This is a genomic window from Variovorax brevis (assembly GCF_030317105.1).
GTDB classification, from domain to species: Bacteria; Pseudomonadota; Gammaproteobacteria; order Burkholderiales; family Burkholderiaceae_C; genus Variovorax; species Variovorax brevis.
The window spans coordinates 19,610-37,834 of the sequence record NZ_JASZYG010000023.1 but is presented as its reverse complement, the minus strand read 5'-3'; the positions used below and the strand labels follow the sequence as shown (position 1 = coordinate 37,834).

The 18,225-nt window shown below is 66.6% G+C and carries 14 protein-coding genes; 6 read left to right on the top strand and 8 right to left on the bottom strand.

Annotated elements, in window-relative coordinates:
* Nucleotides 1–26: 26 nt before the first annotated feature.
* The 3 genes from tagH (at nucleotide 27) to QTI66_RS34455 (ending at nucleotide 5,382) form a co-directional block, all read left to right on the top strand.
* The gene (tagH, locus tag QTI66_RS34465; RefSeq protein ID WP_286564876.1) at nucleotides 27–1,829 is read left to right on the top strand and encodes a type VI secretion system-associated FHA domain protein TagH; all 1,803 of its coding nucleotides are present in this window, start codon (nucleotides 27–29) and stop codon (nucleotides 1,827–1,829) included.
* 78 nt (nucleotides 1,830–1,907) lie between these two features.
* The gene (locus tag QTI66_RS34460; protein WP_286564875.1) at nucleotides 1,908–2,678 is read left to right on the top strand and encodes a PP2C family protein-serine/threonine phosphatase; all 771 of its coding nucleotides are present in this window, start codon (nucleotides 1,908–1,910) and stop codon (nucleotides 2,676–2,678) included.
* Nucleotides 2,679–2,709: 31 nt separating this feature from the next.
* Nucleotides 2,710–5,382, top strand: a complete 2,673-nt coding sequence (locus QTI66_RS34455; protein WP_286564874.1) for a CHAT domain-containing protein — start codon at nucleotides 2,710–2,712, stop codon at nucleotides 5,380–5,382.
* A 27-nt stretch (nucleotides 5,383–5,409) separates the two neighbouring features.
* On the opposite strand, the gene QTI66_RS34450 is transcribed toward QTI66_RS34455, so the two are convergent.
* The 6 genes from QTI66_RS34450 to tssA all read right to left on the bottom strand — a co-directional run bounded on the left by QTI66_RS34450 (nucleotide 5,410) and on the right by tssA (nucleotide 11,532).
* Nucleotides 5,410–5,856, bottom strand: a complete 447-nt coding sequence (locus QTI66_RS34450) for a hypothetical protein (protein WP_286564873.1) — start codon at nucleotides 5,854–5,856, stop codon at nucleotides 5,410–5,412.
* A 228-nt stretch (nucleotides 5,857–6,084) separates the two neighbouring features.
* Nucleotides 6,085–7,530: a vanadium-dependent haloperoxidase gene (locus tag QTI66_RS34445; RefSeq protein ID WP_286564872.1), complete on the bottom strand. Its 1,446-nt coding sequence runs from the start codon at nucleotides 7,528–7,530 to the stop codon at nucleotides 6,085–6,087.
* 252 nt (nucleotides 7,531–7,782) lie between these two features.
* The gene (locus QTI66_RS34440; protein ID WP_286564871.1) at nucleotides 7,783–8,265 is read right to left on the bottom strand and encodes an Hcp family type VI secretion system effector; all 483 of its coding nucleotides are present in this window, start codon (nucleotides 8,263–8,265) and stop codon (nucleotides 7,783–7,785) included.
* 133 nt (nucleotides 8,266–8,398) lie between these two features.
* On the bottom strand, nucleotides 8,399–9,895 hold the full coding sequence (tssC, locus tag QTI66_RS34435; RefSeq protein ID WP_286564870.1) for a type VI secretion system contractile sheath large subunit: 1,497 nt from the start codon (nucleotides 9,893–9,895) through the stop codon (nucleotides 8,399–8,401).
* 41 nt (nucleotides 9,896–9,936) lie between these two features.
* Complete coding sequence (gene tssB, locus QTI66_RS34430) at nucleotides 9,937–10,458, bottom strand: type VI secretion system contractile sheath small subunit (protein WP_286564869.1); 522 nt, start codon at nucleotides 10,456–10,458, stop codon at nucleotides 9,937–9,939.
* A 33-nt stretch (nucleotides 10,459–10,491) separates the two neighbouring features.
* On the bottom strand, nucleotides 10,492–11,532 hold the full coding sequence (tssA, locus tag QTI66_RS34425; protein ID WP_286564868.1) for a type VI secretion system protein TssA: 1,041 nt from the start codon (nucleotides 11,530–11,532) through the stop codon (nucleotides 10,492–10,494).
* A 71-nt stretch (nucleotides 11,533–11,603) separates the two neighbouring features.
* Between tssA and tssJ the strand changes: the two genes are divergently transcribed.
* Nucleotides 11,604–12,137 (top strand): type VI secretion system lipoprotein TssJ, encoded by a 534-nt coding sequence (gene tssJ / locus QTI66_RS34420; RefSeq protein ID WP_286564867.1) that lies wholly within the window; start codon nucleotides 11,604–11,606, stop codon nucleotides 12,135–12,137.
* A gap of 12 nt (nucleotides 12,138–12,149) precedes the next feature.
* Here the strand turns inward: tssJ and QTI66_RS34415 are convergent, their stop codons facing one another.
* Both QTI66_RS34415 and QTI66_RS34410 read right to left on the bottom strand, forming a co-directional pair.
* Complete coding sequence (locus QTI66_RS34415; protein WP_286564866.1) at nucleotides 12,150–13,214, bottom strand: type VI secretion protein IcmF/TssM N-terminal domain-containing protein; 1,065 nt, start codon at nucleotides 13,212–13,214, stop codon at nucleotides 12,150–12,152.
* Complete coding sequence (locus QTI66_RS34410; protein ID WP_286564865.1) at nucleotides 13,211–14,542, bottom strand: DotU family type IV/VI secretion system protein; 1,332 nt, start codon at nucleotides 14,540–14,542, stop codon at nucleotides 13,211–13,213. Before QTI66_RS34410 ends, QTI66_RS34415 begins: the two co-directional genes overlap by 4 nt.
* A 236-nt stretch (nucleotides 14,543–14,778) precedes the next feature.
* Between QTI66_RS34410 and QTI66_RS34405 the strand changes: the two genes are divergently transcribed.
* Both QTI66_RS34405 and QTI66_RS34400 read left to right on the top strand, forming a co-directional pair.
* Nucleotides 14,779–15,465, top strand: coding sequence for a response regulator (locus tag QTI66_RS34405; RefSeq protein WP_286564864.1), 687 nt, complete (start codon nucleotides 14,779–14,781; stop codon nucleotides 15,463–15,465).
* Nucleotides 15,466–15,698: 233 nt separating this feature from the next.
* Nucleotides 15,699–18,146 carry a DUF6351 family protein gene (locus QTI66_RS34400; RefSeq protein ID WP_286564863.1) on the top strand — a complete coding sequence of 816 codons (2,448 nt, stop codon included), beginning with the start codon at nucleotides 15,699–15,701 and terminating at the stop codon, nucleotides 18,144–18,146.
* Nucleotides 18,147–18,225 lie beyond the last annotated feature (79 nt).

Genomic DNA, 18,225 nt, shown 5'->3' with positions numbered 1-18,225 from the left:
ATGACTCTGCGAAGGAGGCCCGAACCGTGATTCAACTGAAGGTGATCAGTCTTCAGGGCGCGCCGGTTGCGCAGCCGGTGTCGGCCGAGTTCGGCCCCAACGGCGGCACCATCGGCCGCTCCGCCACGAACACGCTGGTGCTCGACGACCGCACGGTGTCGCGTGTGCATGCGCAGGTGGAGTGCCGTGACGGTCGCTACGTCATCATCGATCGGGGCAGCAATCCGTTGCATCACAACGGGCTGGCGCTGGGCACCGGGCGCGAAGCGGTGCTGGGGCCGGGCGACCGCTTGCAGGTCGGCAGTTTCGAACTCTCGGTGCAAGCCTCCAAGTCCGCGATGCCTCCGTCGCCCATGCGCGCAACGGTGCGCGCTTCCGTGGCCGCTGTCGCAAGCGCTTCGCCGCCGCCCTCGTCCGACGATCCCTTCGCCGACCTGCTCGCAGGGCTGGGATCTTCCGCCTCTTCATTGCAACCAGCCGCCGCCGCTGCGCCCGCCGGCGCCGCGCGCAAGCAAACGCCCGTCGAGCCCTCGCTGTTTCCCGACCCCATGGGCCTCGGCGCGCCCATGATACCCGCCTCTTCGCCAGCGTCCGCCGATGATCCCTTTGCCGACCTGCTCGGCCCCGGTGAGTCCTCCGCAGGCGGCGCCGGCATTCCTGCAGGCTTCGCCGATCTGGGCCTGCGCCCCAACAGCCCGGCCATCGGCATCGACAACCTGTTCGGCGGCATCGGTGGCGCGGGCGGCCACGGCAGCGACCCGATCCCCGAGTCGTCCTTGCCCACCCGGCCGCCCGAGCCCGGCGACGCGCTGATCGACAACCCATTCGAAGCGGTGCAGGGCCGCCGCAAGCCCTCGACACCGACGCGCGATGACCATCTGCCCATCGAGCACTTCGGCTTCACGCCGCCCAAGGTGGTTTCGTCGCCGCCGCCTGGAGGAGGACGAAGCGGTGGCGGCCTCCTCGACGACCTCGGCATCGATCGGCCGCCCGCGCAAGGCGCACGCTTCGACGACATGAGCGGCCAACCCATTGCAGCGCCACGACAAAGCAACGCACCCGACGACGATCCCTTCGCCGACCTGCTGCCCGCCACACCGCCCGCCGCGGCATCACGCGCAGCCGCACCGCCACCACCCGTCGCACCGCCACCACCACCGCGTGCCGCCGCGCCCATTGCCGCACCATCACCCGCTGTCGCACCCTCAGTACGACAACGCGCCCCAGCCGCCTCCGACGACGCCCTGCTCACCGCCTTCCTCCGCGGCCTCGGCACCACGCAGCAAATGCCCACCGAGCTCACGCCCGAACTCATGGAGCGCATCGGCGTCCTGCTGCGCGGCGCCACCGACGGAACCTTGCAGCTGTTGCAAGCCCGCCGCGACGTGAAGCAGGGCATGCACGCCGACCTCACGCGCATCGAGGCTTCTGCCAACAACCCGCTCAAGCTCTCGCCCACAGCTGAGGTTGCGCTGCCCCATCTGCTGGGCCCCGGCATGCGCGGCTTCATGGGCCCCGAAGAAGCGATGCGCGACGCCTGGGACGACCTGCGCGCGCACCAGTTCGGCGTCATGGCCGGCATGAAGGCGGCGCTGGCGCACGTGCTGTCGCGCTTCACGCCGGCCGAGCTCGAGAACAAGATCGCCGCCAAATCCAAGCTCGACGCGCTCTTCGCGGCCAATCGCAAGGCCAGGCTGTGGGACCAGTTCGTCGCGCTCTACGGCGGCATCGCCGCGGAGGTCGAGGACGACTTCAACATCCTCTACGAGAAGGCCTTTGTGAAAGCCTACAACGAACAGATGTCGCGCCTGAAATCAGGCGGCAGATAAAGAAAAAACAATCGCATCCAGCCATAGAAAAAGCCGACGACAACAGCAACAATGAAAACAACGAGACAGGAGCCGAGGGTGGACATCGAGCTTGAAATCGTGGCCCTGTCGAAACAGGGCGGCCGAAGCTACAACGAGGACGCCTACGGCCACTGGAACGACGAGCGCTTCGTCGCTTGCGTCGTGGCCGATGGCGCGGGTGGCCATGGTGGCGGCGACGTGGCCGCGGCGGTGGTGCGCACCAGCGTGCTCGGCAGCTTCGCCGAGAACCCCGGGCTCGAAGCCGAACTGCTGCGCCGCGTGGTCGAGCGTGCCAACCTCGACGTGGTGGCGCGCCAGGCCGAAGGCGGCAAGCTGTCGGCCATGCGCTCCACGGTCGTGATGGCGGCCATCGACCTGCACGACCACAAGATCGCACTCGTGCATTGCGGCGACAGCCGCGCCTACCTCTACCGCGACGGCGCTTTGGTGGCGCGCACCGTCGACCACAGCCTGGTGCAGCAGATGGTGGCAGGCGGCATGCTCGACGAAGAAGCCGCGCGGGTACACCCGCAGCGCAACATGCTGCTGTCGGCGCTGGGCTCCATCGAGTCGGCACCCGACATCGTCGTGTCCGAGCCCATGTCGATGGAAGCCGGCGACGTCATCTTGCTGTGTTCCGACGGCATCTGGGAGCCGCTGGGTGACGAGCGTCTGTTGCAATCGCTGAAGGCCTCGCGCAACCCGAGCCAATGGGTCGAGCAGTTGGACGCGCAGGTCAAGGCCAACGGCAAGCCGGGATACGACAACTACACGGCACTCACGCTGTGGGCGCACGAAAACGACGAGATCACCCAGTTGATGACCTGAAGCGGCCCGGCCTGCGTCGGGCCATGACGCCATGAAAGCCCGTGCGTTCCTTCTGCTCCTGCCCGCATGCCTTGTCGTGATCGGTGCCACGGCATGGGCGCAAATGCGGCCACCGCAGGGCATCACCTTTCCGGGCATGGCGGACCAGTGCGCGCAGATCGCGGCGCTGGCGAAGGCGGTCCCCAATGCCAACGTCGACGCGCTGATGCAAAGCGCGGGTTGCGCCGCACCGGACGCACCGGCGCAGCAAGTGTCGCCATCGTCGACAGTGCCGGCAGCGGCCACGCCTGCTCCTTCCGCGCAAGCGCGCATGCGCAGTTCGACGCAAGAGATGTGCCGCAACATGAACCAGGCGCTACGCCAGGCGACTGGCGTCGACGGCGGCGGCTTCTGGCTTGGCCCCTTGCCCGTCGTGATCGCGCGGGAACGAGAGCTCCGATGCACCGATTCGACGAGCACCGACCCGCCCTGGATGCAGGCGTTGCAGGAAGGGCTTCTGCGCTTCGACAAGGGCCGCTTCGATCGCTCCGCCGACGCATTCCGGGAGGGCTTGTCGACTGCGCCCAGCGACGACGTGCGCATGCGCCTGCTGGCCGAAATGGGCAAGAGCCTGCTCGCCGCAGGCCGCACCGATGACGCACGCGCCGCGTTCGATCAAGCGTTCGCCATCATCGGCAAGGTCGCGCCACCGTCGGTGCCCAAGCCGCAGGTGCTGCAGCCGCCCACCAAGCCGGGCTTTGCGCTCTTTGGCGGCGGAGGCGTCGACATCCAGGCCATGATGGAGCGCGCGCAGCGCGATCAGGAAGACTCGATGGCCGCCTACACCCATCTTCGGGTGCAGTCCGAGTTGCTGGTGCTCAAGGGGCTGGCGCAGCTGCAGGCCAACGATGTGAATGCGGCGATCGAAAGCCTGCGTCAAGCCAACACGATCGCGCAGAGCCAGGGCGAAGGCGCCGGCATGGAGCGCAGCATCGTGCCGCCTTATCTTGCGCTCGCCCTGCAGCGCGCCGGTCGCCTCGACGAAGCACGTACGCTGCTGGAAGGCGCTGTGGCCGAGCGCGAGGAAGTGGTGGGCATCATGGGTGCATACCCGCAGATCTCGGAGTCGATGAAGACCTTGGGCATGGGTGCCCTCATGGCCGGTCAGGAACGCAATGTGGCGGCCGGCGCCATGACCACCGGCGAGACCTTCCTGCCCAGCTTTGCCTGCCCGCTGCTCGAACAGGTCAACGCGCAAGCCAACGCGCCGGAACGCGCCCTCGAAGCCGCGGAGCAATGCCGTGCACGCGCCTTGGCGCAGGTGTTGGCCAATCGCGCGTTCTACAAGCCGGCGCCATCGCTGGACCAAATCACCAGCACGGCGACGCGGCGGCGCGATGCGCCATCGGCTGCCGAACTGCGCACGGAACTGTTCGACAACCCGCAAGCCGTCGCCGCGAGCAAGCCCGCCACCATCGCCGACATGCGGCGCATGGCCGCCGAGCGGCGCGCCACGGTGGTCGCCTATTCGATCACCACCACCGTCAACAAGCTGCCCAGCCGTATGCCCGATCGCGAGACTGGCGTCCGCCTGTGGGTCGTGAGCCCGGACGGGCGTGTCACGATGCGCGAACGCGCCTTCGCCGGTGTGCTCGACAACGCGGACGACACCTACGCGCTGACAGACACCGTCATGCACGCGCGGCGGGTGTTCGGCGTGGCGGGCCGCGGGCCGGTCGCGGTCGTCGCTGCGCGTCCTTCACCACCGCCACCACCCACACAGCGCGTCACGCGTTCGAGCAACGAGCTGCGGCGCCTCCATCAGGTGCTGATCGATCCCGTGGCGGACCTGTTGCCCGCCGAGGCCGGAGCGCGTGTGCTGTTCATGCCGCAGGGCGCGCTGTTCCTCGTGCCCTTCGCGGCGCTGGAAGATGCGTCGGGCGCGCCCTTGATTGCGCGCTATTCGGTTTCCATCACGCCGTCGATGCAAACGCTGGCGCTCACAGGCATTCGCAAGCGCACGTCGCGCGCCAACGGGCCGGCGCTCATCGTGGGCAACCCGGTGATGCCGCAGTACACGCCGGTGCCGGGCCAGCCCGCGCTGGACATTCCCGACTTGCCGGGCGCAGAAGAAGAGGCGAAGGCCATTGGCGAGCTTCTCAAGTCACCACCACTCACGGGCGCTGCCGCCACCAAGGCCGAGGTGATTCGCGATGCGCGCAATGCACGCTACATCCACTTGGCCACGCACGGTTTCCTGGACGACTTCACCGAGCAGGCGCAGCGCAAAAGCAATCCCAACGTGCGCAGCATGACGATGCTCGGCGGCGACGCCAGCAACGAGTCCAAGACCCCCGGCATGCTGGCGCTCGCACCCAGCGGCGCCGACAGCGGCATGCTCACCGCCGACGAAATCGCCGAGGTCACGACGAATGCCGAACTCGTCGTGATGAGCGCCTGCGACTCGGGCCGCGGCGCCATCAACGACGAAGGCGTCATCGGCTTGTCGCGCGCATGGATCGCGGCGGGCGCCCCGAGCGTGATCGTGTCGCTGTGGGCCATTCCCGACGAGCCCACGCGCGATCTGATGGTGAGCTTCTACGGCCGCCTGCAAGCCGGCGCCGGCAAGAGCGAGGCGCTGCGCGACGCGATGATGGCCACGCGAAAGACCTACCCCAAGACGGCCTTCTGGGCGGCGTTCGTGTTGATGGGGGAGCCGGATTAGCCGCCGGGTGCGAGCGACCCCGAGACTCTATGGCTGGTCGTTCCCCCGCCCCGGCGCCAGCAACCCGGCCAGGCCACCCGCCGCAGCAGACCCGATGGCGACCAGCCCATCGGGAATGTTGCCGGTGCCACTCATGCTCAACGACCAGAGGGCGCCAACCGTCAGCAGCACCACGAAACCCAGAATCCAGATGGCCCATCGAAAAGTCCATCGATCGCTCACCGGCGTGCTCTTGCGAAGCGCCGAGACGAGCATCCTCTTTTCACCGGGCTTGAGCGTTGCATCGGCCACCACGACGTGCAGGAGGCCATAGAACTCTGCAGGCTCCAGCGCGCCGACCCTGGGGGCCATGCTGGCTACAGGCGCCGCCTGCATCACGGGCGGAACCTGCTGCACCTGTTGCACGGCGGGCAAGGGCGGCGCGCCGGAAGAAGAAACAGCGGCAAGGGAAGGAACAGTGGCCGGCTCAGTCATGTGCACTCCTCGTTGGATGGCGAACCCATGCATGGTGTGCAGTCGTCGTGCCTGACCCGAGCGGCTGCCGCGCGTGCTGTCGATGCGTCGCAAGGGGCAGGTCAAACGCATGCCGCTCTCGAACGCAGGCTGGCACGCTAGCGGCGCCCCTGGCGCAAGTCAACGTTCAAACGTTGAGGCGTGTAACCGCCTTTGGCGAAGGTATCAGCAGCGTTGCCGATGCTTTCCTTACACGCGGCGCCCGTTGAAGAGCGCGTTGGACTTCGCCCAAACGCGCTGGGCAATGCGCGCACCCAGGGAGCGCCCCCGCATGTCGCCCTGGCGGAAGTGGATGCCACCGTAACGCCGCGACATGCCGGCCGACGCCGCCGTTTCCGACAAGGAGCTCCACTTGTACGAGATGGCGCGCAGTGGCATGCCGGGCTCGATGAGCGAGCTGCGGGCGCGAATGTGGGCGTACAGGTCGATGCTGTCGCTGCCGCGAATCGCCCTGAGCACCGCGGCGGCGGCGCCGCTGAACGTGCTGTGGCCAGACACGAACTCCGGGAAGGCCGGCGTCGGCTGCGAGGCCGGCTGGAACGGGAACCAGTCTTCGCCTCGGATCGATTGCGTGCCGCGACCGGGACCGCCCCAGGCACGGATGATCTGCCCCTTGTAGGCAGTGCGCACGGCCGTGAAGGGCCGGCAGGAGTCGTAGGCCAGCTTCACGTCCCACACGGCAATGCTGGCATCGAGCAGCGCCTGGCCCACCATGAAGAACATCTTTACGTCTTGGTCCAAGGTGTATCCGCCTTGCCGGGACACTTCCGCCGCGATGGCCGCCCACATGCCCGGAGGCGTCACGGTGCCGGGGCCGCCGGCCCAGTAGTCGGCCAGCAGCTTTTGCTCGTCCGTGAGATTGGCGCTCAGCGAGACGATTTCCGCCAACTCGGCGGCGCTGGGCGCCACGTGGTCCATGGCCGGGCGCAGTTCCCCGCCATGGCTCAGGGCGAACGGTCGCACCAGCCCCCATTGCGGCGTGAGGCACTTCTGAACGACAAAGCCACCCTTGCCATCCGGCACGCGAAGCGGGGTCCACCGCATCGGATCGACCAGCGAATCCGGCGTGTTGACTGCCGAGTAGCCGGTGTAGTCCGAGTACGCGCCCGGCGCGCGGTCGCCAAGCTGGTTGCTGCCGTCATCGTGGCGGGCCTGCAGCAAGGCGGCGCCCGCGAGTTGGCCGACCAGGACGGCGTTGCGCCAATCCAGGCGGGCCAGGAGGTTGGCCGGAGACGTCGCAGCAAGGGTTTCGGCGAACGCAAGCTTCTGGCCCGGGAACAGGTCGACCAGCACGGCCGAGACCGCATGGCTCACGGCGATGGACTTGTTGACCACGTTCCATTCCGTGCCCGGACGCCTGCGCATCGCGGGCAGGGTGAAGAGTGCCGTGGCGTCGTAGCTGGCCCATGCGTTGTACGCTGCCTCGTACACCATGGAAAGGGCCCGGGCCGCGATCGTTGGCCCCGTTTTGGTGGCTGCAATCGCGTTGCCAAGACTGGCATTCCAGGTCGGCAGGACGGAGGGCAAATCTCCCGAGGCATCCAATGAAAAAACGCCCGTCTGGGCAGTGGCTTGCTCGAGCGCGAGGCCCGACAGCGATCCGGCGACGTAGGCCGCCATGGTTCTTCGTTTCACGACTACTCCCTCTGATTCGCGACTTTGTCGCTGTGGTTGTTTTTTCCACGCGCGAGTCTGTCAGAAGCAGCGGAAGCGGCCGCGAAAGGCCGACCATTCAGATGGAGATTCGTGAATTAGGGCGTGCGCAACTGCCCGACGTGAGAAGGGCGCGACGGCTTGCCAAGCCGCCGCGCCCTGCGCAGATAACAATCTTTTGAATTCAGGGCCGATGGTTTTCCACCGGCCGCCTCCCTTTGGCCTGAGCCGTGCTCAGACCTTCTTGTTCGCCGGAATGTCCCAGCCGGCCGTCTTCACCGCGTCGCCGGTGCCGTCGGCCTTTTGCGGCGCGTACTCGAACTTGAACTTGGCAAAGTTCAGCGAGATGTTTTCCGTCAGGCGGTCTTCGCCGCCGCTGCCGCCGGTGCTCACCGAAGACACGATCAGGTCGTTCAAGGTCAGCTTGATGTACTCCAGCGGATCCTTGCCCGCCTTGCGCACCACGAGGGTCGCTTCGCCGATGTGCTCGCCGCTGCAGCAGGCCAGCAGCAGCGCGTGCGAAGCCGAGTCGATGTACTTGGTGAACGACAGGTCCTGGATGTTGACCTTGCCCGCGCCGGCGCCGCCGCCCATGTGCGCGTTGCCTGACTGGCTGGCGCCCCAGCTCCAGGCCAGCACGTCGATTTCCTTCTTGTGCTTGTCGTCGGCCGACTCGCCGTCAACGCCCTTGATCTTGATGAAAATGTCTACGGCCATGATGCCCACCTTTCGGTATGTGTGACTTGATGATGAGAGGTTGGCTCCCTTGCACTGTGCCGCAGCGGCAATGCGCGGGAGCTATCTAGAAAACGAGTAACACGCTCCGAATAAAAAGTTTTCGGAAAATTTTTTAGCCACCGCCTTTGGCCGACGGCAGCTTCGACACCAACCGCAGTGACACGGTCAGGCCTTCGAGCTGGTAGTGCGGCCGAAGGAAGAATTTCGAGGTGTAGTAACCCGGATTTCCCTCCACTTCCTCGACGACCACCTCGGCTGCTGCAAGCGGCTTGCGCGCCTTGGTTTCTTCCGATGAATTCGCCGGGTCGCCATCGACGTAATTCATGATCCACTTGTTGAGCCAGCGCTCCATGTCCGCGCGCTCCTTGAAGCTGCCGATCTTGTCGCGCACGATGCACTTCAGGTAGTGCGCAAAGCGGTTGCACGCAAAGAGGTAGGGCAGCCGCGCCGCCAGGTTGGCATTGGCCGTTGCGTCAGGGTCGTCGTACTCCGCCGGCTTGTTGAGCGACTGCGCGCCGATGAAGGCCGCAAAGTCGGAGTTCTTGCGGTGGATGAGCGAGAGCAGCCCCGCCTTCGACAACTCGGCTTCGCGCCGGTCGCTGATGGCGATTTCGCAAGGGCACTTCTGGTCGACGCCGCCGTCGTCGCTCGGAAAGGTGTGCAGCGGCAGGTTCTCCACCGCGCCACCCGACTCGATGCCGCGAATGCGCGAGCCCCAGCCGTACAGCTTGTACGAGCGGTTGATGTTGGTCGCCATGGCATAGGCGGCGTTGGCCCACGAATAGCTGCTGTGGTTGGCACCGCTCGTGTCTTCCTCGAAGTCGAACTCCTCGATGGGGTTCGTCTTGGCGCCGTAGGGCGTGCGCGCCAGGAAGCGCGGCATGCACAGGCCGATGTACTTGGAGTCGTCCGATTCGCGGAGGCTGCGCCACGCGGCGTATTCGGGCGTCAGGAAGATCTTGGTCAGGTCGCGTGGATTCGCGAGCTCGGTCCACGATTCCATCTGCATGAGGTTGGGACTGGCACCGGTGATGAAGGGCGCATGCGCCGATGCAGCGAGCTTGGCCATTTCACCCAGCAACTCCACATCGGGCGGGCTCTGGTCGAAGTGGTAGTCGCCCACGATGGCACCAAAGGGCTCGCCGCCGAACTGGCCGTATTCCTGCTCGTACACCTTCTTGAAGAGCGGGCTCTGGTCCCACGCCGTGCCCTTGAACTTCTTGAGCGTCTTGTGCAGCTCCTTCTTGGAGATGTCCATCACGCGGATCTTGAGGTTCTCGTCCGTCTCGGTGTTGTTCACCATGTAGTGCAGGCCGCGCCATGCACTCTCGAGCTTCTGGAAGTCCTCGTTGTGGATGATGAGGTTGACCTGCTCGGTGAGCTTGGCGTCGATCGCGGCGATCATGGCCTGGATCGACTTGGTCACGTCCTTGCCGATGACGGTCGTGTTGGCCAGCGCTTGCTGCGCCAGCGTGAGCACTGCCGCTTCCACCGCGCTCTTGGCTTCATCGCTGCGCGGCTTGAATTCCTTTTGCAGAAGCGACGAGAAGTCGCTGCCTTCGTACGCAACGTCTTTCAGTGCGCTCTGCTGCTCGACTGCATCGGCCATGGTGCGTTCTCCTGATATCAGATGGGATGGGCTTCAGGCGTTCACGCCGCAGGCGCGGCGTCGTCAGGCTTCTTGCTCTCTGCGAGCGTCTTGAGCAGGGCCGGGTCTTCCAGCACCTTGGCCAGCAGGTCTTCGGCGCCGCCCTTGCCGTCCATGTAGGTCACGAGGTTGGACAGCTGCGTGCGCGCTTCCAGCAGCTTGTTCAATGCATCGACCTTGCGCGCCACCGCGGCGGGCGAGAAGTCGTCCATGTTCTCGAAGGTCAGGTCCACCTTCAGTGAGCCTTCGCCCGTGAGCTTGTTGTCGACCTGGAAGGCCGCGTGCGGCTTCATCGCCTTCATGCGCGAGTCGAAGTTGTCGACGTCGATCTCCAGGAACTTGCGGTCGCTCACCGGCACCACCGGCGCGTTCGGATCCGCGGGCTTGCCCGACAGGTCGGCCAGCACGCCCATCACGAAGGGCAGCTGCACCTTCTTCTCGGCGCCATAGAGCTCGACGTCATATTCGATCTGCACGCGGGGTGCCCGGTTGCGGGCAATGAACTTCTGACTGCTCTGGGCCATTTGAATGCTCCTTGGGACGAAGTTGGTGGTGGATCACTCGGCCGTCTGCTTGCCGGTCACGGTTTCGATGGTGTCGAGTGCATTCGGCGCGAGGTCGGCCATGATCTGGAGGAAGCTCACGCCGATGAGCTTCTTGGCACGCGCGATCAGAAGGGGCGCAGGGTTGCCGGGCTCCGCCTGTTCGAGGTATTTGATGACGCGGTCCAGTGTCTGGACGGCGTCCTGGCGGGTACGGATTTCCCCGCGTGCAGAGGAGGCCGGCGCGCTGCCCGATGCAGGCGCCTCGCCATCCGGATTGCCGGAGTCCATGGCGGCTTCTCCCTGTGCGGCTGCGGCGCCCGAGACGCTCGTGCTGACCTTGCCGAGCATGTTGCCGATGGCGCGCAGGGGCGCGAGGTCGACGGCGTCGGCGCGGCCCGTGCGCTCGACGATCAGCGCCTGCAGGCGCGTGAGCTGTGCGGGCAAGCCGACCAGCGTCTGGATCGCCTGCGGCGACTCCGCGTGAATGGATTCGAGCGCACCGTCGATCTGCGCGGCCGAATAGCCGCTTTCCGAGCCCACCGCGGCGAGCGCCCCGTGCGCAATGGCGATGTCGCGCACGCGGATGATGCCCACGCCGCGCGCATTGCCGACGGTGGCCTCATACAGGTCGCGCATCACCGTGCTTTCGTCCGAAAGGGGCGCCAGTGCGTTCAGGCGCTCTGTCGGGTCGTTGTTGTCGTCGGCGTCGAGCATGGGGTGAAGTGCATCCCAATAGCGGTCGAGCAGGCCTGTCAACAGTTGCAAGCCCATGCTGAAGCCCGCCACGCCTTGCAGCCGCGTGCAGGCGCGCAGCACGAGCACGGCCACGCGTGCATCCTTGGAACGGCCGAGCAGCGCTTGTGCCTGCTCACTCACCACGCGCCATTCGGGTTCGACGGCCGCAATGACCGTATCGCCGAACTGCTGCTCAGCCTTGCCCTGCGACGCCGACTCCAGTGCGGTGAAGGCAGGGTCGTACTCCAGGTTCGACCCGGCAGGCGATGTCTCGCTGATGGGCGCCTGAAGGGCTTCGACGAGTTCGGGTGTGAGCATGTTGCCTGTTCAAGTTCGCTGGTGATAATCAAAGATGCGCGGGACCCGGTCAATGCAACGAAGGAAATAGCATGAGAGACGCTGGTACAAGCCGTTCGCCCTATGGGCGCCGATTTCCTGCCCTGAATCGGGTGAATCGGCGTTCAGCGGCGCTGTGCCTCGCGGCCTCGGCGTTGCTTCTGGTCGCTTCCTGCGGCGCGCCGCCGCCGCCCAAGCCGGTCATCACCAACGTGGCGCTCAGCGTCAACGCCGGTGCCGACGCCAACCCCGATTCGCGCGGCCGCGCGTCGCCGATCACGGTGCGCGTGTATGTGCTCAAGGCGCCGGGGCCCTTCGAGGGCGCCGACTTCTTCTCGCTCTTCGAGAAGGACACGGCCACGCTGGGCACGGAACTCGTGCAGCGCGAGGAACTGCTGCTGCGCCCCGGTGAAAGCAAGAAGCTGGAGTTCACGCTGCAGCCCGATGCCAAGAACATCGCCGTGCTGGCCGCCTACCGAGACCTGGAGCGCGCACGCTGGCGCGCCTTGCGTCCGCTGGAGGTGGGCAAGGTCAACAACCTGGCGGCGAACGTTGGGGCGCGGGAAGTCAAGATCGAGGCCAAGTAGCTGGGGCGAGCCTCAGGTTCGCGGCGTTGAAGGCCGCTCGGCCGGCAGGAAGCGCCTGAACATGTCCGTCGCAAAAGCCGCCTGCGCGGCATCGGCAGGCGCGGCCACGAAGTAGAGGCCACGTCCGCGCAGGCGATGCGCGGAACTCGAGCCCGACACGAACAGCGAAGTCGCCAGCGCGTTCAAACCCGGTTCGATCGCCAGCATCTGTTCAATGAACTGATGGACCGCCAGCCGCCCCGCCGCATCGGCCTGCGTGCGCAGCAAGGTCATGCGCAGCGCCCGCATGCGTTCCGACATATGGCTCAAGACATCATCAATGTTGACGAGGGTGCCGGGCGGCACACGGAAGCCGATCGCCTGGTCGAGCATTTCTGGCGGCAGCGCGTGTCGCAGCCTGGCGTAGCCGGGAAACTTGTCCAGCCCCGTGATCACCACTTGCGTGAACAGGCGAAGCCTCAACAGCTGCGAGGCTTCGTCGGTGCGCTTGCGCAGGCGGGCGGCCAGCGGCGCCACCGCCTGTGCGCCGCCCAGCAGGCTGCTGGCGTCCACGCACAGCGCCATGCCATCCAGGGGCAAGGCCTGGCGCTTTTCCACCAGTTCGAGCAGGGCCTCGTACCAGCCGGCGCGCACGTCGTCGCCGGTGGCGTCTTCGATGAGCGCGGGGTCGGTCTCGATGGCCACGAAGCCTTCGAGCATCCACCAGCGCCACAGGCTCCGGCGCACGTCGCCGCCGGGAGACTGTGCGCCGCTGGTGCGCAGGAGCTGGGGCACCCCGCTTGCCGAATCGCCCAGGAAGAGAATCCACGGCACGCGATAGAGCGAATCGTGGCGCGCCTGGGGGCGCATCTCGTGGCCCTGCAGTGCGTGCCGCGCGTGGGCAAAGACGTCGTGCAGTTCAATGACGCCCGAGAAGCGCGCGCCGTCGACGTCCGAGCCCAGCGCCGTGATGCGCTGCTGCAGCGCTCGCCGGCGCGACGCATGCCGCGCGCCGGTGGTGAGCCACCAGAACAGCATGAACGCCAGCACGCAGGCCAGCGTCACTTGCCAGAGGATGGGCGATTGCAGCGCCGTCATCGTGACACCGTCTGCAGGAAAACGTAGTCGGCCGCGACGCGATCGGCTGCGCGGTTGTTCCCGAGCATTTCGCGCAGGCGCAGCAGGTAGGCGGAGGCTTGTTCAAAGGGTGGCCGGTCGGTCGTGTCGCCGAAGGGCGCGGGCGAGGCCAGGGCCGTGACCATCACCGTGCCGAAAGGCGGTGCCACCAGCCAGCTGGCGGGCGTGTCGGTGCCCAGCTCGATCTGCTCGCGCGCACCCAGCCGCGCCTGCCCGCGCCCGGCGAAGAAGTGCAGCACCGAACCGTCGGCGGTGTAGTAGTCCACCCAGATGTAGCCGTCGAAGTCGGCGTTGGTCAACTGGAGCGTGACCTTGTCGCCTTCGCGCAGTTGACCGTCGCGTGCGCTGGGCACCGCCACGCGAAGGCCGAAGTGCTTGTCGCGGTTGCGGACCTGGTAGGGCTTGAGGATGGAGACGACTTCGCAATGCGGCCAGATGCGCACGCCCAGGTCGAATTGCGGCGCGCCCACGCCTGGCAGCGCCGCCACTTCCCGCCGCACGCGCTCGATGTCTTCGGGACGCGAGACGAAGCCGCGCACTTGCAGCGTGCCTTCCGAATTCACGCGCGTCGTCAGGTCCGCACAGGCATAGCTTTGCAACTGGTGGTCGATGCGCTGGGCCATCGGTGACGGTGCGTCGCGCGGCGTGGCCAGCGTCAGCCACACCAGGCACAGCACGGGCACCAGCGCGGCCAGCGCGCCGCCCAGCCGCAGCATGGTGCGTTCGCGGTGCAGCGGGTCGCGGGGCAGGGGCGGGTCGGCCACGGTGTAGGGCTGCGGCGTGATGCGCTCGCGCTCCAGGTTCGAGAAGGACAGCGGCGTGTTCTGCAACTGCTGGCCATGCAGGTCCTTGAGCTTGCCCAACTCGCCTTGGTCACCCGTCTCGAAGTAGTACTGGCCGGCAAAGCCCAGGGCCAGCGCATGCCAGTAGACCTCGCGCAGTTCGTCGTCGCGCGCCTGCAGGGCCGAGAGGTGATGAAAGAACTCGCTGTGCGCGTTGCGCGAATTGAAGAGCTGCTGCTGCAGCGGTTCGGCATCGTCGTCGCCATGCAGCGCGTTGTGGCGCGCGAGCACTTCGTCCAACCACGCCACCATCGCGAAGCTGGCGGATTCGATGGGCTTGCTGCCGTAGCCCGCGGCGGCGGCGGCCGCGCGTGCCTGCTCGATCAGGGCCAGGGCCTGCTTGTGGTTGTCGGCGGTGCGGGCGCGCACCTGGCCCGCGGCGGTGGCTGCGTCAAGCTCCAGGCCGAAGACAATCAGCGGCGAAAAGAAGTCGAGCAGGCGAGTCATGGCCGACTGCCGCTATGCTTGGAGGCCAGCGATGGGTTTGGCTTTGCACCCGTGACGTTGGCACACGCTCATGGTCCCCACCGCGTTGAACTGAGGGGCATTCTTTCAACGCGGACCTGCGCGCACCATACCGCGTGGGGTCTATGTCGTTCGTGGGGCGAAGTTTCTTGCTGCGCGCCCTGTTCGGGGCTATCTTTGCGGGGATACATGAAGTCATTTCGACGCTGGGGAACGCCATGAAAATACTGATCGCCGACGACCACCGGCTCGTCACCGAGGCGGTCAAGGCCAAGCTGTCGGAGCTCGGCGAAGGCATCGACTTCCTCATTGCGATGAGCGTGGATGAATTGCTCACGGCCGTGTCCGACGACGTGGACTTGGCCGTGGTCGACCTCAACATGCCCGGCGCCGACGGCTACGCGCACATCGACGAACTGCGCCGCCGGCATCCGACGGTGCCGGTCATCGTGCTCTCCGGCTATGAAGATCCGGCGCTCATGCGCGGCGCGCTCGAGCGCGGCGTGTTGGGATTCATTCCCAAGGCCTATTCACCCGAGGTGATGCTGTCGGCCGTGCGGCTGGTGCTGGCCGGTGGCGTGTATGTGCCGCCCATGATGCTGTCGGCCCTGCCGCCCGGCGTGGTGGCCGGGGTGGCACCGGATCGCCCCGCGTCGTCGGCTCGGTCCGGCGGATCGGGCGCCACGCTGGAAAGCCTGCGCAACGTGCTGACCGAGCGGCAGGTCGAGGTGCTGCAGCTGCTGTCGCAGGGCAAGCCCAACAAGCTCATCGGCCGCAGCCTGGGCATCAGCGAAGGCACGGTCAAGATCCACCTGGCTGCGATCTTCCGCGCGCTGAACGTGCGCAACCGCACCGAGGCGGTGGTGGCGGCGCAGTCGCTCACTGAAGCGTCGGCCCAGAGTTAGCAAGCCCTTTCGCCGCTTGAAAAGGCCCGGTTCGCCGGGCCTTTTGCTTTGCTGCGCCGCCGCCCAAGGTGAGTCGCGCCTGTGACAGGCGTGACAAGACATTGCGTGAATACCCGCGATCGCGCTGGGGCGCTGCGTCCATAAACTGAACCTGTCACTTGAGTGATACGGCTGGCGGGCGCCTGCCAAAGGCCTGCACCGGAAGAGACAACACATAACAGGAGACAAGAAGCATGAATGGTCACCCTTTGAATGGGCGCCGCTTGCCAGCGAGCCTATTCGTGTTCGGCCTGACAGCCGTCCTCGCCTCGTGCGGCGGCGGCCATCACCACACCTCGCCGGCGGTGTCGATCAAGACCCTGTCGAACCGCGCCGACCTCGTCAGCGACGGTGACGCGCTGGTCGAGGTGGTCTTGCCCGCCAACACCACCGCGGCTGGCCTGAAGGTCGACGTCGGCGGGCGCGATGTGAGCGCCGCCTTCTCGACCACGCGCAGCGATGGCCGCATCATCGGGCGCATCGACGGCCTGGCCGTCGGCGACAACGTGGTGACCGCCTGGACCACTGCCGCATCACCCGCCAGGCTGACGATCACCAACGCCGACCGCGGCGGCCCGGTGTTTACCGGCGCACAGCCGATGCCTTACTTCTGCGCCACGCCGACCCCCGTGGGCGCGACCGCCACGGCGCCAGCCACCACCGGCAGCGGCCTGACGACCAACGCGACGGACGCCAAGTGCAACATCGCGACCGAGTTCAAGCTCTACTACAAGAGCACGGCAGCGGGCTGCACCTTCGGCCTGCCCGATCCGGTCAACCGGCCCCTCTACACCAGCGCGTCGCCGCCTGCGACGGTTGCGCCGCCGGCCAACCCCTGCTTCAAGCCCTACACGGCAGGTACCACGCCGGCGGACATGGCCAGCACGACGACCGATGCCGGCGTGACGGTGCCCTACATCGTTCGCGTGGAGCGCGGCACCATCAACCGCGGCATCTATGACATCGCGGTGCTGTTCAACCCGAACGCGGCCTGGAATCCGGTGCAGCCGCAGGCGCAGTGGAACGGCAAGCTCATCTACTTCTTTGGCGCCAGCACCGGCCAGCCGCGTCGTCAGGTGCGCCCGGCCACCGCGTGGACGGACGACCGGTCGCTTTCCAGGGGCTACATGGTGGCCGTCAACAGCATGACGGACTCGCTGCAAAACTCCAATCGCGTGGTGATGACCGAGACCACCATGATGATGAAGGAGCACATCGGCGACACCTACGGCCCCATCAAGTTCACGCAAGGCAGCGGCTGCTCGGGCGGCTCGATTGCGTCGAACATGGTCTCGAGCATCGGCCCGGGGCTGCTGGACGGCATCACGACCTCGTGCACCTATCCGGACTCCGAAACGGTGACGATGGAAGTGGCGGACTGCGTGCTGCTGGTGGAGGCGTACCAGAAGCCGCAGTGGCTCGCGCTGCAGTCGGGGGCGACGTCCGCGCAGGTCAATGCCAAGAAGGCGGCCATCAACGGTCACCTGGACCAGTCGGCTTGCCATGGCTGGTACAACTCCTTCGGCAGCAACGCCAAGCCGGGCAACTACAACCAGCGCGTGGTGCCGCCTGCGGCCAACGACACGGGTGCCATCACGACCCTGCCGACGACGGTCAACAACTGCGAGTTGCCCAACGCCCTGGTCTATGACAAGACGAACAACCCCGCGGGCGCACGCTGCAACGCATGGTCGTGGGCCGAGTCGATCTGGGGCAAGGTGCCCGGCCAGGCTTGGGCCAAGGACACCCGCGACAACGTGGGCGTGCAATACGGGCTGAAGGCCTTCCAGGCCAACAAGATCACGGCCGAGGAATTCGTCACCCTGAACGAAATCATCGGCGGCACCGACCGCGACACCGAACTGAGCACGGCGCGCACGGTGGCCGACGCAGATGCACTGAACATCGCCTACCGCGCCGGCATCGTGCTGAGCGGCAAGTCGCTGTCCAAGGTGGCGGTGATCGACATGCGCGGCTATGACGACTCGGTCATCGACCTGCCGCCGGGGCTGCTCGCTTTGGGCATTCCTGCCGCCAACCTGCAAGGCGTGGCGCTGTTCGGCATCCACCACCAGTGGCGCAGCTTCTCGATTCGCGACCGCCTGGATCGCGATGCGGGCGGCCACGGCAACCAGGTGATGTGGCGCTTTGGCCTCTCGGGCTTCGCGCCGTCGACCGCGCTGGCCACGGATGCCTTCACGCAGATGGACCAGTGGCTGACGACCCTCAAGGCCGACACGTCGAGCAAGACCCTGGAGCAGAAGGTGCTGGCGGCCAAGCCTGCCGCGTCGAGCGACTACTGCCTGCTGAGCACCGACCCGGCGCAAGCCACCAAGGTGACGGACCAGGCCGCGTGCGATGCCGACAAGTACCTCGCGGTGCATTCGTCGCCGCGCCAGGTGGCCGGTGGTGCGCGCACCGAGGACATCCTGAAGTGCCAGCTCAAGGCCATCGACGTGAACGACTACGCCGCCGGTGGCGGTCTGCTGACGGGCCATCTGGCGCGCCTGCAGGCGGTGTTCCCGGATGGCGTGTGCGACTGGAGCAAGCCGGGCGTCGGCCAGCAAGCCTCGGTGGCGCCGCTGACGTTCAAGGCAGGTCCGGGCGGACAGCCGCTGCCTGCGGAGCCGGTGTCGAAGTAAGCGCATCACGCGGCGCAAGCCGCGTCAGCGCGTAGAGCGCACATGAACAAAAAGCCGTCGCGGTTTGCGACGGCTTTTT

Bases quoted from the DNA above. Each gene is read 5' to 3' on its own strand.
- QTI66_RS34455 (WP_286564874.1), top strand. From the start codon at position 2,710: ATGAAAGCCCGTGCGTTCCTTCTGCTCCTGCCCGCATGCCTTGTCGTG.
- QTI66_RS34450 (WP_286564873.1), bottom strand. From the start codon at position 5,856: ATGACTGAGCCGGCCACTGTTCCTTCCCTTGCCGCTGTTTCTTCTTCC.
- QTI66_RS34440 (WP_286564871.1), bottom strand. From the start codon at position 8,265: ATGGCCGTAGACATTTTCATCAAGATCAAGGGCGTTGACGGCGAGTCG.
- tssC (WP_286564870.1), bottom strand. From the start codon at position 9,895: ATGGCCGATGCAGTCGAGCAGCAGAGCGCACTGAAAGACGTTGCGTAC.
- tssB (WP_286564869.1), bottom strand. From the start codon at position 10,458: ATGGCCCAGAGCAGTCAGAAGTTCATTGCCCGCAACCGGGCACCCCGC.
- tssA (WP_286564868.1), bottom strand. From the start codon at position 11,532: ATGCTCACACCCGAACTCGTCGAAGCCCTTCAGGCGCCCATCAGCGAG.
- tssJ (WP_286564867.1), top strand. From the start codon at position 11,604: ATGAGAGACGCTGGTACAAGCCGTTCGCCCTATGGGCGCCGATTTCCT.
- QTI66_RS34415 (WP_286564866.1), bottom strand. From the start codon at position 13,214: ATGACGGCGCTGCAATCGCCCATCCTCTGGCAAGTGACGCTGGCCTGC.
- QTI66_RS34410 (WP_286564865.1), bottom strand. From the start codon at position 14,542: ATGACTCGCCTGCTCGACTTCTTTTCGCCGCTGATTGTCTTCGGCCTG.
- QTI66_RS34405 (WP_286564864.1), top strand. From the start codon at position 14,779: ATGAAAATACTGATCGCCGACGACCACCGGCTCGTCACCGAGGCGGTC.
- QTI66_RS34400 (WP_286564863.1), top strand. From the start codon at position 15,699: ATGAATGGTCACCCTTTGAATGGGCGCCGCTTGCCAGCGAGCCTATTC.